The 14,286-nt window shown below is 43.0% G+C and carries 11 protein-coding genes; 9 read left to right on the top strand and 2 right to left on the bottom strand.

Going from position 1 to position 14,286, the window contains the following annotated elements; translation table 11 throughout:
* Window positions 1-165: 165 nt before the first annotated feature.
* From DXK30_RS11725 to hisC, 5 genes are all read left to right on the top strand, one after another.
* Window positions 166-411 (top strand): BolA family protein, encoded by a 246-nt coding sequence (locus DXK30_RS11725; protein WP_179799518.1) that lies wholly within the window; start codon window positions 166-168, stop codon window positions 409-411.
* Window positions 412-522: 111 nt separating this feature from the next.
* A complete protein-coding gene (gene murA / locus DXK30_RS11720; RefSeq protein ID WP_114701832.1) occupies window positions 523-1,791 on the top strand; it encodes a UDP-N-acetylglucosamine 1-carboxyvinyltransferase in 1,269 nt (422 codons plus the stop codon).
* A gap of 94 nt (window positions 1,792-1,885) precedes the next feature.
* Window positions 1,886-2,578, top strand: a complete 693-nt coding sequence (gene hisG / locus DXK30_RS11715; RefSeq protein WP_101205353.1) for an ATP phosphoribosyltransferase — start codon at window positions 1,886-1,888, stop codon at window positions 2,576-2,578.
* A 250-nt stretch (window positions 2,579-2,828) separates the two neighbouring features.
* On the top strand, window positions 2,829-4,124 hold the full coding sequence (gene hisD, locus DXK30_RS11710) for a histidinol dehydrogenase (RefSeq protein ID WP_114701831.1): 1,296 nt from the start codon (window positions 2,829-2,831) through the stop codon (window positions 4,122-4,124).
* A gap of 74 nt (window positions 4,125-4,198) precedes the next feature.
* Entirely contained in the window at window positions 4,199-5,332 is a 1,134-nt protein-coding gene (gene hisC / locus DXK30_RS11705) for a histidinol-phosphate transaminase (RefSeq protein ID WP_114701830.1), read from the top strand.
* A gap of 155 nt (window positions 5,333-5,487) precedes the next feature.
* On the opposite strand, the gene DXK30_RS11700 is transcribed toward hisC, so the two are convergent.
* Both DXK30_RS11700 and DXK30_RS11695 read right to left on the bottom strand, forming a co-directional pair.
* Window positions 5,488-7,221, bottom strand: a complete 1,734-nt coding sequence (locus tag DXK30_RS11700; RefSeq protein WP_114701829.1) for an anthranilate synthase component I family protein — start codon at window positions 7,219-7,221, stop codon at window positions 5,488-5,490.
* Window positions 7,222-7,224: 3 nt separating this feature from the next.
* Complete coding sequence (locus DXK30_RS11695; protein WP_102091614.1) at window positions 7,225-8,460, bottom strand: beta-ketoacyl-ACP synthase II; 1,236 nt, start codon at window positions 8,458-8,460, stop codon at window positions 7,225-7,227.
* A gap of 498 nt (window positions 8,461-8,958) precedes the next feature.
* Here DXK30_RS11695 and DXK30_RS11690 point away from each other — a divergent pair, with 498 nt between their 5' ends.
* The 4 genes from DXK30_RS11690 (at window position 8,959) to fusA (ending at window position 14,029) form a co-directional block, all read left to right on the top strand.
* On the top strand, window positions 8,959-10,080 hold the full coding sequence (locus DXK30_RS11690) for an EcsC family protein (RefSeq protein WP_114701828.1): 1,122 nt from the start codon (window positions 8,959-8,961) through the stop codon (window positions 10,078-10,080).
* Window positions 10,081-10,492: 412 nt separating this feature from the next.
* The gene (gene rpsL / locus DXK30_RS11685) at window positions 10,493-10,867 is read left to right on the top strand and encodes a 30S ribosomal protein S12 (RefSeq protein WP_011281154.1); all 375 of its coding nucleotides are present in this window, start codon (window positions 10,493-10,495) and stop codon (window positions 10,865-10,867) included.
* A 218-nt stretch (window positions 10,868-11,085) separates the two neighbouring features.
* The gene (gene rpsG, locus DXK30_RS11680) at window positions 11,086-11,559 is read left to right on the top strand and encodes a 30S ribosomal protein S7 (protein WP_057761735.1); all 474 of its coding nucleotides are present in this window, start codon (window positions 11,086-11,088) and stop codon (window positions 11,557-11,559) included.
* A gap of 343 nt (window positions 11,560-11,902) precedes the next feature.
* Entirely contained in the window at window positions 11,903-14,029 is a 2,127-nt protein-coding gene (fusA, locus tag DXK30_RS11675) for an elongation factor G (protein ID WP_057761733.1), read from the top strand.
* The last annotated feature ends 257 nt before the right edge of the window (window positions 14,030-14,286 follow it).

Raw genomic sequence — 14,286 nt, 5'->3', positions numbered from 1 at the left:
TACTATGTATATCAACGATTTTTGACTGTTTAATTTATAGTACTGTCTCAATGCTTAAACACACTTGAGTAAGACAGTACTGTAAGATATGCAAACTCTTGTTATAATGTCATCACTTTAAATCTATACCCTATTCTAAACTTTAAGGCAGACTATTCTATGAGCATGAACGCTGACGATTTGATCGCATTTTTACAGACTCACTTCCCAGACGCTTTTATTCAAGCTGCCAACCAAGGTAATAAGTTTGACGTACGCGTGGTCGATGCCAGCTTTGAAGGCAAACGCGCGGTTCAACGTCAGCAAGCAGTATATGCGTTAGTTAATGATAAGATTGCGAGTGGCGATATTCACGCACTCAATATCCAAGCGCTGACGCCTGCTGAGTGGGACGTTCAATCAAAAGGCTAATCAAATAGCTGTCTATATGACTGGATATTACTGAATCGGCCATATGCATGGTTGAGAGTTGTAGTTCTGGTTTTCATAATTTTCTATACTCATCGCTAGGTTGTCACCTTTATGGATCAATTTTTAATCACTGGTAGTAGTCGTATCGCAGGGGAAGTCACCATCTCAGGCGCCAAAAATGCCGCTTTGCCGTTACTCGCAGCTATGATATTGGCTGAGACCCCAACGACACTGCATAACGTGCCGTCACTACAAGACGTGCGAACGTTGATTGAATTGATCGGTGGCATGGGTATCAAAATCCAGAAGCAAGATGATACCGTCACTTGCGATACCAAGAGTATCGATAACTTTTATGCCCCGTATGATTTGGTAAAAACCATGCGCGCGTCAATCTTGGTGCTAGGGCCGTTACTTGCACGTTTTGGCGAAGCTGAAGTCTCATTGCCAGGTGGCTGTGCGATTGGTTCACGCCCTGTTGACCAGCATCTAAAAGCTTTTGAAGCCATGGGTGCCGAAATCAGTGTGGAAAATGGCTATGTAAAAGCTCAAGCGCCAAAAGGTGGCAAGCTATTAGGCTGTAATTTCTCATTTGATATGATTACCGTCGGCGGTACTGAAAACGTCATCATGGCAGCAGCATTGGCCAAAGGTACAACTGTCTTAGGCAACTGTGCGTTAGAGCCAGAAGTGGTTGATTTGGCCAATATGTTGGTTGCAATGGGTGCCAAAATAAGCGGTATCGGTACATCAACGATGACCATCGAAGGGGTAGAGCGTCTACACGGCTGTGAGTACTCAGTTGTCCCTGACCGTATCGAAACAGGCTCATACCTTGCTGGTGCCTTGATGACACGTGGCGATGTATTGACTAAAAAAACATCTGCTCTATTATTGACGCCAGTGCTAGAGAAGTTCGAAGACATGGGTGCAACTATCACGAGCGGTGATGACTGGATTCGCGCGCAGATGAAAGGCCGTCCGAAGGCGGTTGATATCCGTACACAGCCACATCCTGGTTTCCCAACGGATATGCAAGCTCAGCTTATGGCTATTGCTTGCTTAGCTGACGGTACAAGTACTTTTATTGAAAACATTTTTGAGAACCGCTATATGCACGTGCCAGAGCTCAATCGTTTGGGCGCGTCTATTCAGGTTGATGGTCACACTGCGGTAGTACGAGGTGTCGAAAACTTTACCGCAGCACCAGTAATGGCGACGGATTTACGTGCGTCTATGTCATTGGTAATGGCAGCGGCGACTGCTGAAGGCGAGAGCTTAATCGACCGTATTTACCACATTGACCGTGGTTATGAGCATGTTGAAGACAAGCTGCGTAGCTTAGGCGTGAACATCGAGCGTATTAATACCAACGCTTAGTATTGATTGACTCAATATCGACTGTTACCCATATTAAGTTATAAATTAAAAATTCCCCTTTGAGTAGGGGACTGCACATGGACACGATGTCATTATGACTGAGACAAGCAAATCTTTACCAGCCAGCGGTTTATTAAACGAAGTAAACGATGAGTTTTCAGGTCTAACCTTGGCTTTATCAAAAGGCCGCATTCTAGAAGAGACCATGCCACTACTACGTGCAGCTGGTGTTGATCTTTTAGAAGATCCTGAAGCCTCACGTAAACTTATTTTTCCGACCTCAAATCCAAATGTACGTGTATTGATTTTGCGTGCCAGTGACGTGCCGACCTATGTCGAACATGGCGCTGCTGACTTTGGGGTGGCGGGTAAAGATGTGCTGCTTGAGCATGGTGCCAATCATGTTTATGAATTGCTCGATTTGCAGATTGCTCAGTGTAAACTGATGACTGCGGGTGTGAAAGATGCACCGCTGCCAAATCGTCGCCTGCGTATCGCGACCAAATATGTCAATGTCGCTCGTGCTTATTTTGCAAGCCAAGGTCAACAAGTCGATGTCATCAAACTTTACGGTTCGATGGAGCTTGCGCCATTGGTCGGCTTGGGCGATTTGATCGTCGACGTGGTCGACACCGGTAACACACTGCGTGCCAATGGACTTGAGGCACGCGATCACATTTGCGATGTTTCCTCACGTTTGATCGTCAATCAAGTCAGCTATAAGCGCAAATTTGCACTACTAGAACCAATCTTAGATAGCTTTAAAAATAGTATCGCCAATAGCTAATCATCCAGTGCAAGTCATTGGTAAAATAAAGCACGGTTATACAAATTTTTAAACCAGTTTAGCAGGCTATGAGTGACGTAGCGTGCTAAACTGGTTTTGTTGTCTTAGCTTGCGAAAACATAAAATCACCGTAAAATTCAGACAAGAAGACATCGAATAAGTCGCAATACTTTGAAAGATAAACCTACTTTACTCAGTTCCAAACCGTTCATTTTTAGCACTACTTTATGCTCAGATATAGGATTAGGTCATGCGCCAGTTAAGTACCCAAAATGCCGATTTTGATAGTCAATTGACACAGTTGCTTGCCTTTGAAACAGTCAATGATGCTGAATTATTACATACCGTCGACGATATCATCGCGCAAGTACGTGCTGATGGTGATAACGTCGTGTTGGCATTGACTCAGCAGTTTGACAAGCATCCAGCAACTTCGATGCAAGAGTTAGAGTTGTCTAAAGAAGCGCTTGCTGAAGCGTTTGCCAATCTTGATGAAAAAGTAAAGTTAGCGTTGACCACAGCCGCAACTCGGGTACAGACATTCCATGAGCGCCAAGTACAAGAAACATGGCAATATGAGGATGAGCTAGGCAACCGATTGGGTCAAAAAGTAACGCCACTTGATCGCGTTGGGATTTATGTGCCTGGTGGTTTAGCTTCTTATCCTTCTTCAGTATTGATGAACGCTATTCCTGCTAAGGTGGCTGGCGTCACTGAAGTCATCATGGTGGTGCCAGCGCCTAAAGGCGTGCTCAATCCGTTAGTATTGGCAGCGGCTCATTTGGCCCAAGTCGATCGCGTCTTCACTATTGGTGGCGCTCAAGCAGTAGCAGCTTTAGCTTACGGCACTAAAACGATTCCAGCCGTGGACAAAATTACAGGACCAGGCAACAAATATGTCGCCGCAGCCAAACGCGCAGTATTTGGTCAAGTTGGTATCGATATGATTGCTGGACCTTCAGAAGTATTGGTATATGCAGAAGGCGAAGCACAAGATAGAGCGGACTGGCTAGCGATGGATCTATTGTCTCAAGCTGAACATGATCGTATTGCACAAGCTATCTTTGTGACGACTAGTGAAGAGCAGCTCAACGAAGTAGCACTTGAGATAGAAAAAGCACTGACTGAGCTGCCAAAAGCAGATATCGCGCGTGACTCGCTGCAAAATCGGGGCGCACTGATATTGGTAAAAGATCGTAGTGAAGGTATGGCACTTATCAATCGTATCGCTCCTGAACATTTAGAGTTATCTGTTGATAACCCTGACGCACTCTTAAACGATATTCGTCATGCCGGCGCTATCTTTATGGGTCGTCATACGCCTGAAGCTATTGGGGATTACTGTGCGGGGCCGAACCATGTACTGCCAACATCAGGCACTGCTCGCTTTTCTTCGCCGTTGGGTGTTTACGATTTTCAAAAGAAATCATCCATCATTTATTGCAGTGAGTCCGGCAGTAAGCCTTTGGCTGAGACAGCTGATATTTTAGCGCAGCGTGAGGACTTAGAAGCCCATGCGCGTTCAGCTCGTTATCGTTATCAGTAATTGATTTTGAATTTTTAGCTTTTACTTTTGATATTTATTTTTAATAGTCTTTGTGGCTAATAGTAGGATAATTTATGAGTGAGTCAAAGATAGACACCAGACTGTGGTCGTCTAAAGCGCGCAACTTATCACCTTATGTTCCAGGTGAGCAGCCGCAACACGACAATCTATGCAAACTAAATACCAATGAAAACCCATTTCCACCCTCGCCAAAAGTAGGGGAGGCTATTGCCAAGGTTTTGGAGCAGCAAGCTGATGAGTTACGTTTGTATCCTGCTCCTGAATCTAATGACCTACGTGCTGCATTAGCACAGTCATACAATCTTGATATCAATCAAGTATTCGTTGGTAATGGTTCGGATGAAGTCTTGGCGTTAGTATTTGCTAGCTTCTTTCTAAAAGAGCGTCCGCTGTTATCACCTGATATTGGTTATAGTTTTTATCCTGTATATGCACAGACGTTCGGTGTAGAGCTTGTACAGATTCCTCTAGAGGAAGATTTTAGCATTGACCCTGATGCTTATCGTCAGCCTTGTAGCGGTATTATCATCGCTAATCCTAATGCACCAACAGGCTTACTGCTGTCGCTTGCTGATATCCGTAAACTTGCGAGTGAGCATTCTAATGCGGTCATTGTGATTGACGAAGCGTATATCGATTTTGCTCAGATAGATGAGAGCAATGCAGACGCTCCAGTCTCAGCGGTGAGTTTAATCAATGAGTGTGATAACGTTATCGTGACCCAAACCTTTTCAAAATCACGTTCGCTTGCTGGATTGCGCGTTGGTATGGCCTTTGGCAATGCATCATTGATTGAAGCACTAACACGGATGAAAAATAGCTTTAACAGCTATCCACTGGATAAGTTGGCTCAGGCTGGGGCGACTGCGAGTGTGTTAGACACTGAGTATTTTGAGCAAACTCGTCAGCAAGTCATTGATTTACGTATGTCGCTGACAGCAGAGTTGACTACATTGGGCTATAAGGTCCTACCGTCACATGCCAACTTTGTTTTTGCTCGTCCAAAAGATGGCGATGCAAGTGCTGTCGCGAGTGCGTTACGCGAGCAAGGCATTATCGTTCGCCATTTTGATAAGCCGCGTATTGCAGAGTACTTGCGTATTACTATCGGTACGGCAGAGCAGAACAACCGTTTGATTGATGCGCTAAAAGCCTTGCAAGTCGATGCTAGCGTTGTTGCTGAATAAAATTATATTGATAGCTTAATGTAGAATGTGAATAGGTTAGTCCCTTTACTCATCACGTAAAGCACTATCGATAAGTCTTAAAAATAAAGCCTGCTAACGTAACGTTGGCAGGCTTTTTTAATTCTAAATTAGTAATGACATTTCACTTTGGCAGGCTACATATTCTGAGCCAAGACTGATAATAAGTTACCTACTTTATCTAAGCATTCTTGGTATTCAGCATCACAATCAGACGCGACCGTAATACCGCCACCTGCCCATAGATTAACGTGTCTTTCTTTATTACAGTCATCATTTGATAAAGCGTTGGCTTGCAATGTACGAATGAGTACATTCCATTGACCACTACCATCAAAATTCATATAACCCATAGTGCCGCAATAAGCACCGCGTGGCGTAGATTCCAGTTCAGCGATGATTTCGACAGCGCGTTTTTTTGGTGTGCCAGTGATAGAACCAGCAGGCAGACTACCAAACAATACAGCTAGTGGATGATTATCAGCTTTTAGCTCAGCGGTGATAGTACTCACCATATGATGGACGTTGCTAAAGCTCTCAATTGCAAATAACTGTGGTACTTTCACACTGCCAATTTTGGCGTATTTGCCCAAATCATTACGCAGTAAATCTACAATCATGACATTTTCGGCGCGGTCTTTTTCGCTATTGACCAGTTGCTGCTTATACAGAGCATCTTGCTTGTTAGTAACACCTCGCGGCATGGTTCCCTTTATAGGCTTGGTGCGAATAGAGTGTTTGCCAGTGTCGATTTCTCTAGTGAATGTAAAAAATAACTCAGGTGAGCAGCTTAACAATTCAAAATGATTGCTGTCTGCGACAAAGCTGTCGCTTCTATTTAGGTAATCACCATCATTGCTATCAACGCTCACATATCCTGCAAAAGGCGCTTTTGTATTGCGATATAGCGCAGGCAAATAGTTAATAAGCGAAAAGGCTGATTGAACATCGTTATTTTCGCGCGCTAAACTGCCAGACCATTTCTGTGTCAGGTTTATTTGATAGCAGTCGCCTTGCTGTAGATAGTCTTGTGTGCGATTAAATGCTTGTTGATAATCAAGCTTACTCCATCGAGGACTTAAAACTAGGGGAGTGATACTTGATGCATCTTCAAACTGTGGTTGATTGAGATATTTATCAGACAGTTTTCGATCCAGTTCGTCTAGGTAAGAGGTAAGAGTATTTATAAGAATATCGCTTGTCTTATGATCGGTATTCTCAGAAGCATCATCGTTAGTTAGATGAGTCTTTAACGCCCAACCTGTATCAGCATGTGCTGTAGGCATTAGATAAATATCATAATGTCCCAACGAAGCAGACGGCTGCATTGCCAATTCAATCCTATCGGCAGGACTTAGTTCGAGAGCTGCAATATCATAACCAATAAAACCGATTAGCCCATGATGATAACTGGGTTTCGAGCTTTCTTCGCTATTGATATATGACGTGTCGTGATTGGCTTTTTGAGTATTGCTATAAGCGATTAGTTCCTCTTGCCATTCTAGATAGCTCATATAAGCTGTCGTGCTAGCATAACTATTGTTATCGCTATTTACTTCAGTATCGCGACGCACGCCATTGCCACGGCAACTTTTAATCACCTTATAAATATTGGGTAAGTCACTAGACGCTTGCTCATCATTGGGATATACAGACCAGCTGACTTTTGGGAGTAAGCCGATTACTGGTCGACCATCGTTATTAAGCCAAACAAGTTGCCAGTTTGCTTTAATATCTTGAGCGAGCAAGTGACGCTGTAGCTGCGGCATCAGTTCTGCAGCAGACAAATCACCAAAACGCCAGCTAGGTTTGCTAGCTGGCGATGGCGCAGAATCTGTCTGCTCAGTTGCATTGTGATTTGATACAAGCATGGGTTAAGCGTCAAACTTTTTGATAATCAGCGTAGCGTTAGTACCACCAAAGCCAAAGCTATTACTCATCAAAGTTTCAAGATTTGCTTCACGCATTTCGGTGACGATATCGAAACCTTCAGCAGCAGGATCTAAGTTGTCAACATTGATACTTGGAGCGATAAAGCCGTCCTGTAGCATTAGTAGACAATAGATCAGCTCTTGTGCACCAACAGCGCCCAAGCTATGACCTGTCATTGATTTGGTTGAGCTGATAGCAGGTACTTTACTGACGTCATTATCAAATACTTTAGCGATCGCTTTAAGCTCAGTAATATCGCCCAGTGGTGTACTAGTACCATGGCTGTTGATGTAATCGACACTTTCTAGCCCCGCTTCAGCCAAGGCTTGTTGCATACAGCGAACTGCACCTTCACCGCTTGGCGCAACCATTTCTGCACCATCAGAGCTGGCACCGTAGCCAACGATTTCAGCTAAAATATTGGCACCGCGTGCTTGAGCATGCTCTAGACTCTCTACAACCACCATCGCGCCACCAGCAGCAATCACAAAACCGTCACGGTCTTTGTCATAGGCTCTTGAGGCAAGTTTTGGTGTGTCGTTATACTGAGTACTAACTGCGCCCATGGCATCAAACATACAAGACTGCGTCCAATGCTCAGCTTCACTACCACCAGCCAATATCACATCGGCTTTACCCAATTGGATAAGCTCAGCAGCATGACCGATACAGTGCGTTGAAGTCGCGCAAGCAGAAGCGAGCGAGTAGGAGACGCCTTGGATTTTGAGACCGGTTGCTAAAGCGGCTGACACTGAGCTACCCATTGTTTTTGGTACTGCCATTGCGCCGACACCGCGTAGACCTTTTTCGCGCATAGCATCGATAGCATTGACGATGTTTTCTGTTGATGCGCCGCCTGAACTTGCCACTACACCCACTCGTGGGTTGTTATTGATAGTATCAAGTGACAGGCCAGAGTGCTCAATCGCATTTAGCGCACTAACATAAGCATAAAGACTGGCGTCACTAAAGAACCGTTTCAGCTTACGATCGATACCACTGGTATCCAGTTCTGATTGATTGATACTACCGCTCACGTGTGATTTAAACTCGTGCTCAGCATAAGAATCATTAAATGTGATGCCAGACTGACCTTCTTTGAGGGCAGTGGTGACAGTATCTAAATCATGTCCAATACAAGAGACAATCCCTGCTCCAGTAATAACGACGCGGCGCATATGCTATTCCTTATAAGTAACGACTTGCTAGCAGTTGGTTGCAATAATCGTGGTAAATCTATATATGATGTTTAACTATGAGTTAATTCGAGCATTATAATGAAAAAATAGTCTATGTAGATAACGATAGCATGAATTTAGGTAACTAAATTCTGTTAACGGTCTATCAGAGGCAATATAAATTCAGTGTACAATTATGCTCTCAGTTATGGCACATGATAACGTATCAAGCACTGGAAATCTTTGGACAAGTGTAAAATAACGACAAAATAACACTTATGACTGAGTTTTGAGTAAAGAGATGAGAAGTAAGACTAGCTACTGACTATGGACGGAATTATACTTTAGATACAAAATTTGTGATTCTAATAACATTGTTCGCACTGACACCAGTTACGATAACTGGCTAAGATAATAGATTCATTATTATTAATAATTAACTATCATATTAAAATACAACTATATTAAAAACCAACTCATCATATTAAGGACATCACGATGGCAAAGCGTAGTACTCTTTCTAAAAGCATCAATACTATTGGATCTTTTACTCGAAACAATCTAGAGCGTGTAGGGGCTATGATTGATAGCGTAAACGCTAAAACAGGCAAACCGCATCAATATAAAGCAGTAGACCTAGGCGATGAAGATTACCAACAAGATTTGTTTCGTGAGCAAACGCTGAAGGCTACGCAGCAATTATTAGGACCACGCTTTGCTACTTATGGTAAATACGCCAAAAAAGTCGTGCCGAACAGTTTTTTTCAATCGACAGTTGATGGTGCATTTGCCCAAGTGGCCAAACTTGCTGCTAATTGGAGTCAACTAGATTTACCTAATGAGCATCGTTTTGCCAATATTGCTACTTTAGATGACGAAGAGCGTTATGCGCTAGCTACTGATATTGCTAACCAAAACCGTGCACTTGCAATGATGGGTGGTTTGACAGGTTTAGCAGGTCTACCAGGTTTGCTCGCTGATACATTATGGCTATTACTGGTTTCATTACGGACGGTTTATCAGATTGCTGCTGTATATAATAAGCCGCTGACAGGTAAGCAAGGCGTCAAGATGGCGTACGAACTACTATCAAACGCTGATCTGAGCAAGATGCAAGAAAAACAAGCGCTACTAGCTGGTCTAGGTATCGGTAAAGGTTTGCTCGATAATGCTCAGAGCAACGGATTACATAGTGAACTTAAAAATCTCGGTCTAAAAAATAAAAATGTAAATTTCTATGCTGAGCAAATAGACAAAGTCGCCAGTCAGGTAGGTGTAGATTTAGATCAGATCAACTTATCATGGGTTCGTCGTTTTATTCCTGTCACCGCAGTAGCGATCGGCATGCACTATAACAGCCAATTGATCGACGAAGTTATTGGCGTTGCTCAAGCGACCTTTGCACCAGAGGCAAAACTGGCCAATCGTGCTATTACTGATGACAGTAGCAGTGAGGCTAAAGTAGAAAAGGCTGATACGGATGATGCAAAAAAATCTACAGAGCGCAAAGAAAAAAGCAGTGATTCAGAAAAAGTCACTGATAAAGAAGAAAATAGTAAAGAAGAAACTAGCAGTGAGAAAAACTCAGACAAGCAAACGTCTGATAAAAAAGCCAAGTAATAGTCATATTGTTTGCTAGTGGGGTTATATATTCATAAGTACAACGGTATTTATCTTAGTTTGATTGAGCAACACGACTTGAAAATTAGGATAAATACCACCACTTAGTTACTATCAAGTACCATTTCAATGTTAAACATCTTTTCTTAATGATGCTTGAGCTCGCTTTGTGTACTTTATTTATTACGCTATTTTTCGGCGAAAAATCTATAAAGTGATACAATGAGAGGCTGAATGCATATCTGTCAAATGTTGTAAAGCGAAACCATTCATAAGTGGTTGAAATAGCAGCAACAACTCTTTATAATACACTGTCCTAAAAATGGGTGCCCCCGAAATCTGCAATTATTGTCAGATAGATGGTGCATTGGCCCATTTTTTTGTTTTATACCAAACGGGAGAAGGATGCCTTATGGCAACAACTAACCAATTGATTCGTAAAGGTCGCAAAACCATCAAGGAAAAGTCAAAAGTTCCTGCGTTGGAAGCGTGCCCACAGCGTCGCGGTGTATGTACTCGTGTATATACTACCACGCCAAAAAAACCTAACTCTGCCATGCGTAAAGTATGTCGTGTACGTTTGACTTCAGGCTATGAAGTATCAAGCTACATCGGCGGCGAAGGTCATAACCTACAAGAGCACAGTGTTGTTCTAATCCGTGGTGGTCGTGTAAAAGATCTACCAGGTGTACGTTATCACACTGTTCGCGGTGCATTAGATTGCGCAGGCGTTAAAGACCGTAAGCAAGGTCGCTCTAAGTACGGTGCTAAGAAGCCTAAAGTTTAATAACTAAACGTTATTAGATAAGCTTTTTGCACTACCCAATAACTGTGCATGGGTTTGGTGTCAGTAGTAATATCGCTTTTATATAAATATATATCTGGGATTTACTCTTAAAACATACCACCATGCAGTAAGGCTAACTGATAACTCACTGCTATATCCTAGTGATAAGTAGTCGATGTTGTGAATGTTAGACACTCCTGAAGATAAGGAAATTTATTATGCCAAGACGTCGCGTCGTTGCTGCCCGTGAGATCCTACCGGATCCTAAGTTTGGTAGCCAAACTGTTGCAAAGTTCATCAACCATGTAATGAGTGATGGTAAAAAATCTACTGCTGAGCGTATCGTTTACGGTGCACTTGAGACAGTAAGTGAGAAGCGTAAAGTTGAAGATCCAGTATCTTTCTTCGAAGAAGTGCTAGAAAATGTACGCCCAATGGTAGAAGTAAAAGCTCGCCGCGTCGGTGGTGCAACCTATCAAGTACCAATGGAAGTACGCCCCTCCCGTCGTACTGCATTGGCTATGCGTTGGTTAGCTGAAGCTGCTGCTAAACGTTCTGAAAAATCAATGGCTTTGCGTTTAGCTGGCGAATTGAATGATGCTGCTGATGGCAAAGGCGCTGCTATGAAAAAGCGTGACGAAGTTCACCGCATGGCAGATGCTAACAAAGCATTCTCTCATTACCGTTTCTAAGCTACTTTTTAATAGTAGCTTGAGATTAGAGGCTCATGCCATTTAATCTTACATTGTTGTTCATTCTATTGAATGCCGCCATCATCATTCGGTCATATATAAATGTTATTTATTGATGACTGAGGTGGCGGACATCTATCCAGATGTCTCTCTTAACAAATACAGTTTTTGCTGGAGAGCATCCCAAATTTGATGCCGCACTATTCTTAGTATTTGCTCTTTTTTTGTCCGTATTAGGCTCAATAATCAGTAAGTAATATTACGAAGCTGAACGCTTTGTCATAGAGTATGAGGTAGAGACACAATACATTATTATATACACGACTTTTCCTAGGAAAACACTATGGCTCGTAAAACTCCCCTAAAACGCTATCGCAATATTGGTATCTCAGCGCACATCGATGCTGGTAAGACAACCACTACAGAGCGTGTTTTATTCTATACCGGTGTTAGCCACAAAATTGGCGAAGTACATGATGGCGCAGCCACTATGGACTGGATGGAGCAAGAACAAGAGCGTGGTATTACTATTACCTCAGCGGCAACAACTTGTTTTTGGTCAGGTATGGCTAAACAGTTTGACGAACACCGTATCAACATCATCGATACCCCAGGTCACGTTGACTTCACGATCGAAGTTGAACGTTCTATGCGTGTACTTGATGGCGCTTGCATGGTTTACTGTGCAGTAGGCGGCGTTCAGCCACAGTCTGAGACCGTATGGCGTCAGGCGAACAAATATAAAGTACCACGTCTTGCATTTGTAAACAAAATGGACCGTGTTGGTGCTGATTTCTATCGTGTTATCGAACAGATCAAAACTCGCTTAGGTGGTAACCCTGTACCATTGGTTATCCCAATTGGTAAAGAAGATGACTTCGAAGGCGTTGTTGATCTAGTGACCATGAAAGCTATCTATTGGGACGAAGCGTCTCAAGGTATGCAGTATGATGAGCGCGAAATCCCAACTGAACTACAAGAAAAAGCAGCAGAATACCGCGAGCACCTTGTAGAAAGCGCTGCTGAAGCAAACGAAGAGTTGATGAACGAATACCTAGAAAACGGTGAATTGACTGTAGAACAAATTCACGGTGCTATTCGCCAGTTAACTATCGATAACGAAATCATCCCGCTTCTTTGTGGTACTGCCTTTAAGAACAAAGGTGTACAGAAGATGCTAGATGCCGTTATTCAGTATCTACCTGCACCAATCGACGTACCTGCTATTAAAGGTATTCTTGATGACAAAGACGAAAGCGAAGGCAGCCGTGAAGCATCAGATGAAGCACCTTTCTCAGCACTAGCGTTCAAAATCATGAACGACAAATTCGTTGGTAACTTAACCTTCGTACGTGTTTATTCTGGTGTAATGAAGCAGGGTAGCAGTGTTTATAACCCAGTTAAGATGAAGCGTGAGCGTGTTGGTCGTATCGTACAGATGATGGCAAACTCTCAAGAAGAGCTTGCAGAGATTCGTACTGGTGATATCGCAGCTCTAGTCGGCATGAAAGATGTGACTACTGGTGATACGCTATGTGATGAAGACAACGTGATCACTCTTGAGCGTATGGAATTCCCAGATCCAGTTATCTCTCTAGCTGTTGAGCCAAAGACCAAAGCTGACCAAGAAAAAATGTCAATCGCTCTTGGCCGTTTGGCAAAAGAAGATCCATCGTTCCGTGTACACACTGACGAAGAATCTGGTCAGACAATCATCAGTGGTATGGGTGAGCTACATCTAGAGATTCTTGTTGACCGTATGAAGCGTGAATTCAACGTTGAAGCAAACATCGGTGCACCTCAGGTTGCTTATCGTGAGACGATTCGTAACACTGTTGAACAAGAAGGCAAATTCGTACGTCAAACAGGTGGTCGTGGTAAGTTTGGTCACGTTTGGTTACGTCTTGAGCCACTTGATCCAGCTGGCGACACTGAGTATGAATTCGCTGAAGAAGTTGTTGGTGGTACTGTACCAAAAGAATTCCACGGTGCTGTTGATAAAGGTATCCAAGAACGCATGAAAAACGGCGTACTTGCAGGCTACCCAGTAGTTGGCGTAAAAGCGACCTTGTATGATGGTTCTTATCATGACGTTGACTCTGATGAATTGTCATTTAAGATGGCTGGTTCTATGGCCTTCAGAAAAGGTTTCTTAGCAGCTGATCCAGCGCTACTTGAGCCAGTAATGAAAGTAGAAGTTGAAACACCTGAAGACTACATGGGCGACATCATGGGCGATCTTAACCGTCGTCGTGGTTTGGTACAGGGTATGGAAGATCTACCTGGCGGTACTAAACAGATTCGTGCTGAAGTACCATTAGCGGAAATGTTTGGTTATGCCACTCAAATGCGCTCTATGTCACAAGGCCGTGCAACTTACTCAATGGAATTCCAAAAGTACGCTGAAATTCCAAAATCAGTTGCTGCTGAAATCATCTCTAAGTTCAACTCTAAAGATGATGACGAGTAAATAGAACTTACTGAAAGTGACAATATAGAGTACGTCTGTGTATTGTCACTAAAGAATACGCCAATAACTTGTTAAAAGACTTGTTATTGGCCGCGATTTTCTTATAATATCTGCACATTAGTATGTGTAACCTTTTAACAATTATCTTAATGTGGTCAAAATCGTCTTAATTATCATATTTATATGAGTTAAGTCTTGAACCCCAAAAAAAGAGGAAATACCCATGGCAAAGGCCAAGTTTGAACGTAACAAGCCAC

Origin of the sequence: Psychrobacter proteolyticus, from assembly GCF_003350005.1 — a bacterium.
Lineage (GTDB): Bacteria > Pseudomonadota > Gammaproteobacteria > Pseudomonadales > Moraxellaceae > Psychrobacter > Psychrobacter proteolyticus.
Note: the sequence above shows the minus strand (reverse complement) of the source record. Positions and strands in the feature narration are given on the sequence as shown.

Excerpts from the sequence above, each read along its gene's own strand:
- DXK30_RS11725 (WP_179799518.1), top strand. The coding sequence starts at position 166 with ATGAACGCTGACGATTTGATCGCATTTTTACAGACTCACTTCCCAGAC.
- murA (WP_114701832.1), top strand. The coding sequence starts at position 523 with ATGGATCAATTTTTAATCACTGGTAGTAGTCGTATCGCAGGGGAAGTC.
- hisG (WP_101205353.1), top strand. The coding sequence starts at position 1,886 with ATGACTGAGACAAGCAAATCTTTACCAGCCAGCGGTTTATTAAACGAA.
- hisD (WP_114701831.1), top strand. The coding sequence starts at position 2,829 with ATGCGCCAGTTAAGTACCCAAAATGCCGATTTTGATAGTCAATTGACA.
- hisC (WP_114701830.1), top strand. The coding sequence starts at position 4,199 with ATGAGTGAGTCAAAGATAGACACCAGACTGTGGTCGTCTAAAGCGCGC.
- DXK30_RS11700 (WP_114701829.1), bottom strand. The coding sequence starts at position 7,221 with ATGCTTGTATCAAATCACAATGCAACTGAGCAGACAGATTCTGCGCCA.
- DXK30_RS11695 (WP_102091614.1), bottom strand. The coding sequence starts at position 8,460 with ATGCGCCGCGTCGTTATTACTGGAGCAGGGATTGTCTCTTGTATTGGA.
- DXK30_RS11690 (WP_114701828.1), top strand. The coding sequence starts at position 8,959 with ATGGCAAAGCGTAGTACTCTTTCTAAAAGCATCAATACTATTGGATCT.
- rpsL (WP_011281154.1), top strand. The coding sequence starts at position 10,493 with ATGGCAACAACTAACCAATTGATTCGTAAAGGTCGCAAAACCATCAAG.
- rpsG (WP_057761735.1), top strand. The coding sequence starts at position 11,086 with ATGCCAAGACGTCGCGTCGTTGCTGCCCGTGAGATCCTACCGGATCCT.
- fusA (WP_057761733.1), top strand. The coding sequence starts at position 11,903 with ATGGCTCGTAAAACTCCCCTAAAACGCTATCGCAATATTGGTATCTCA.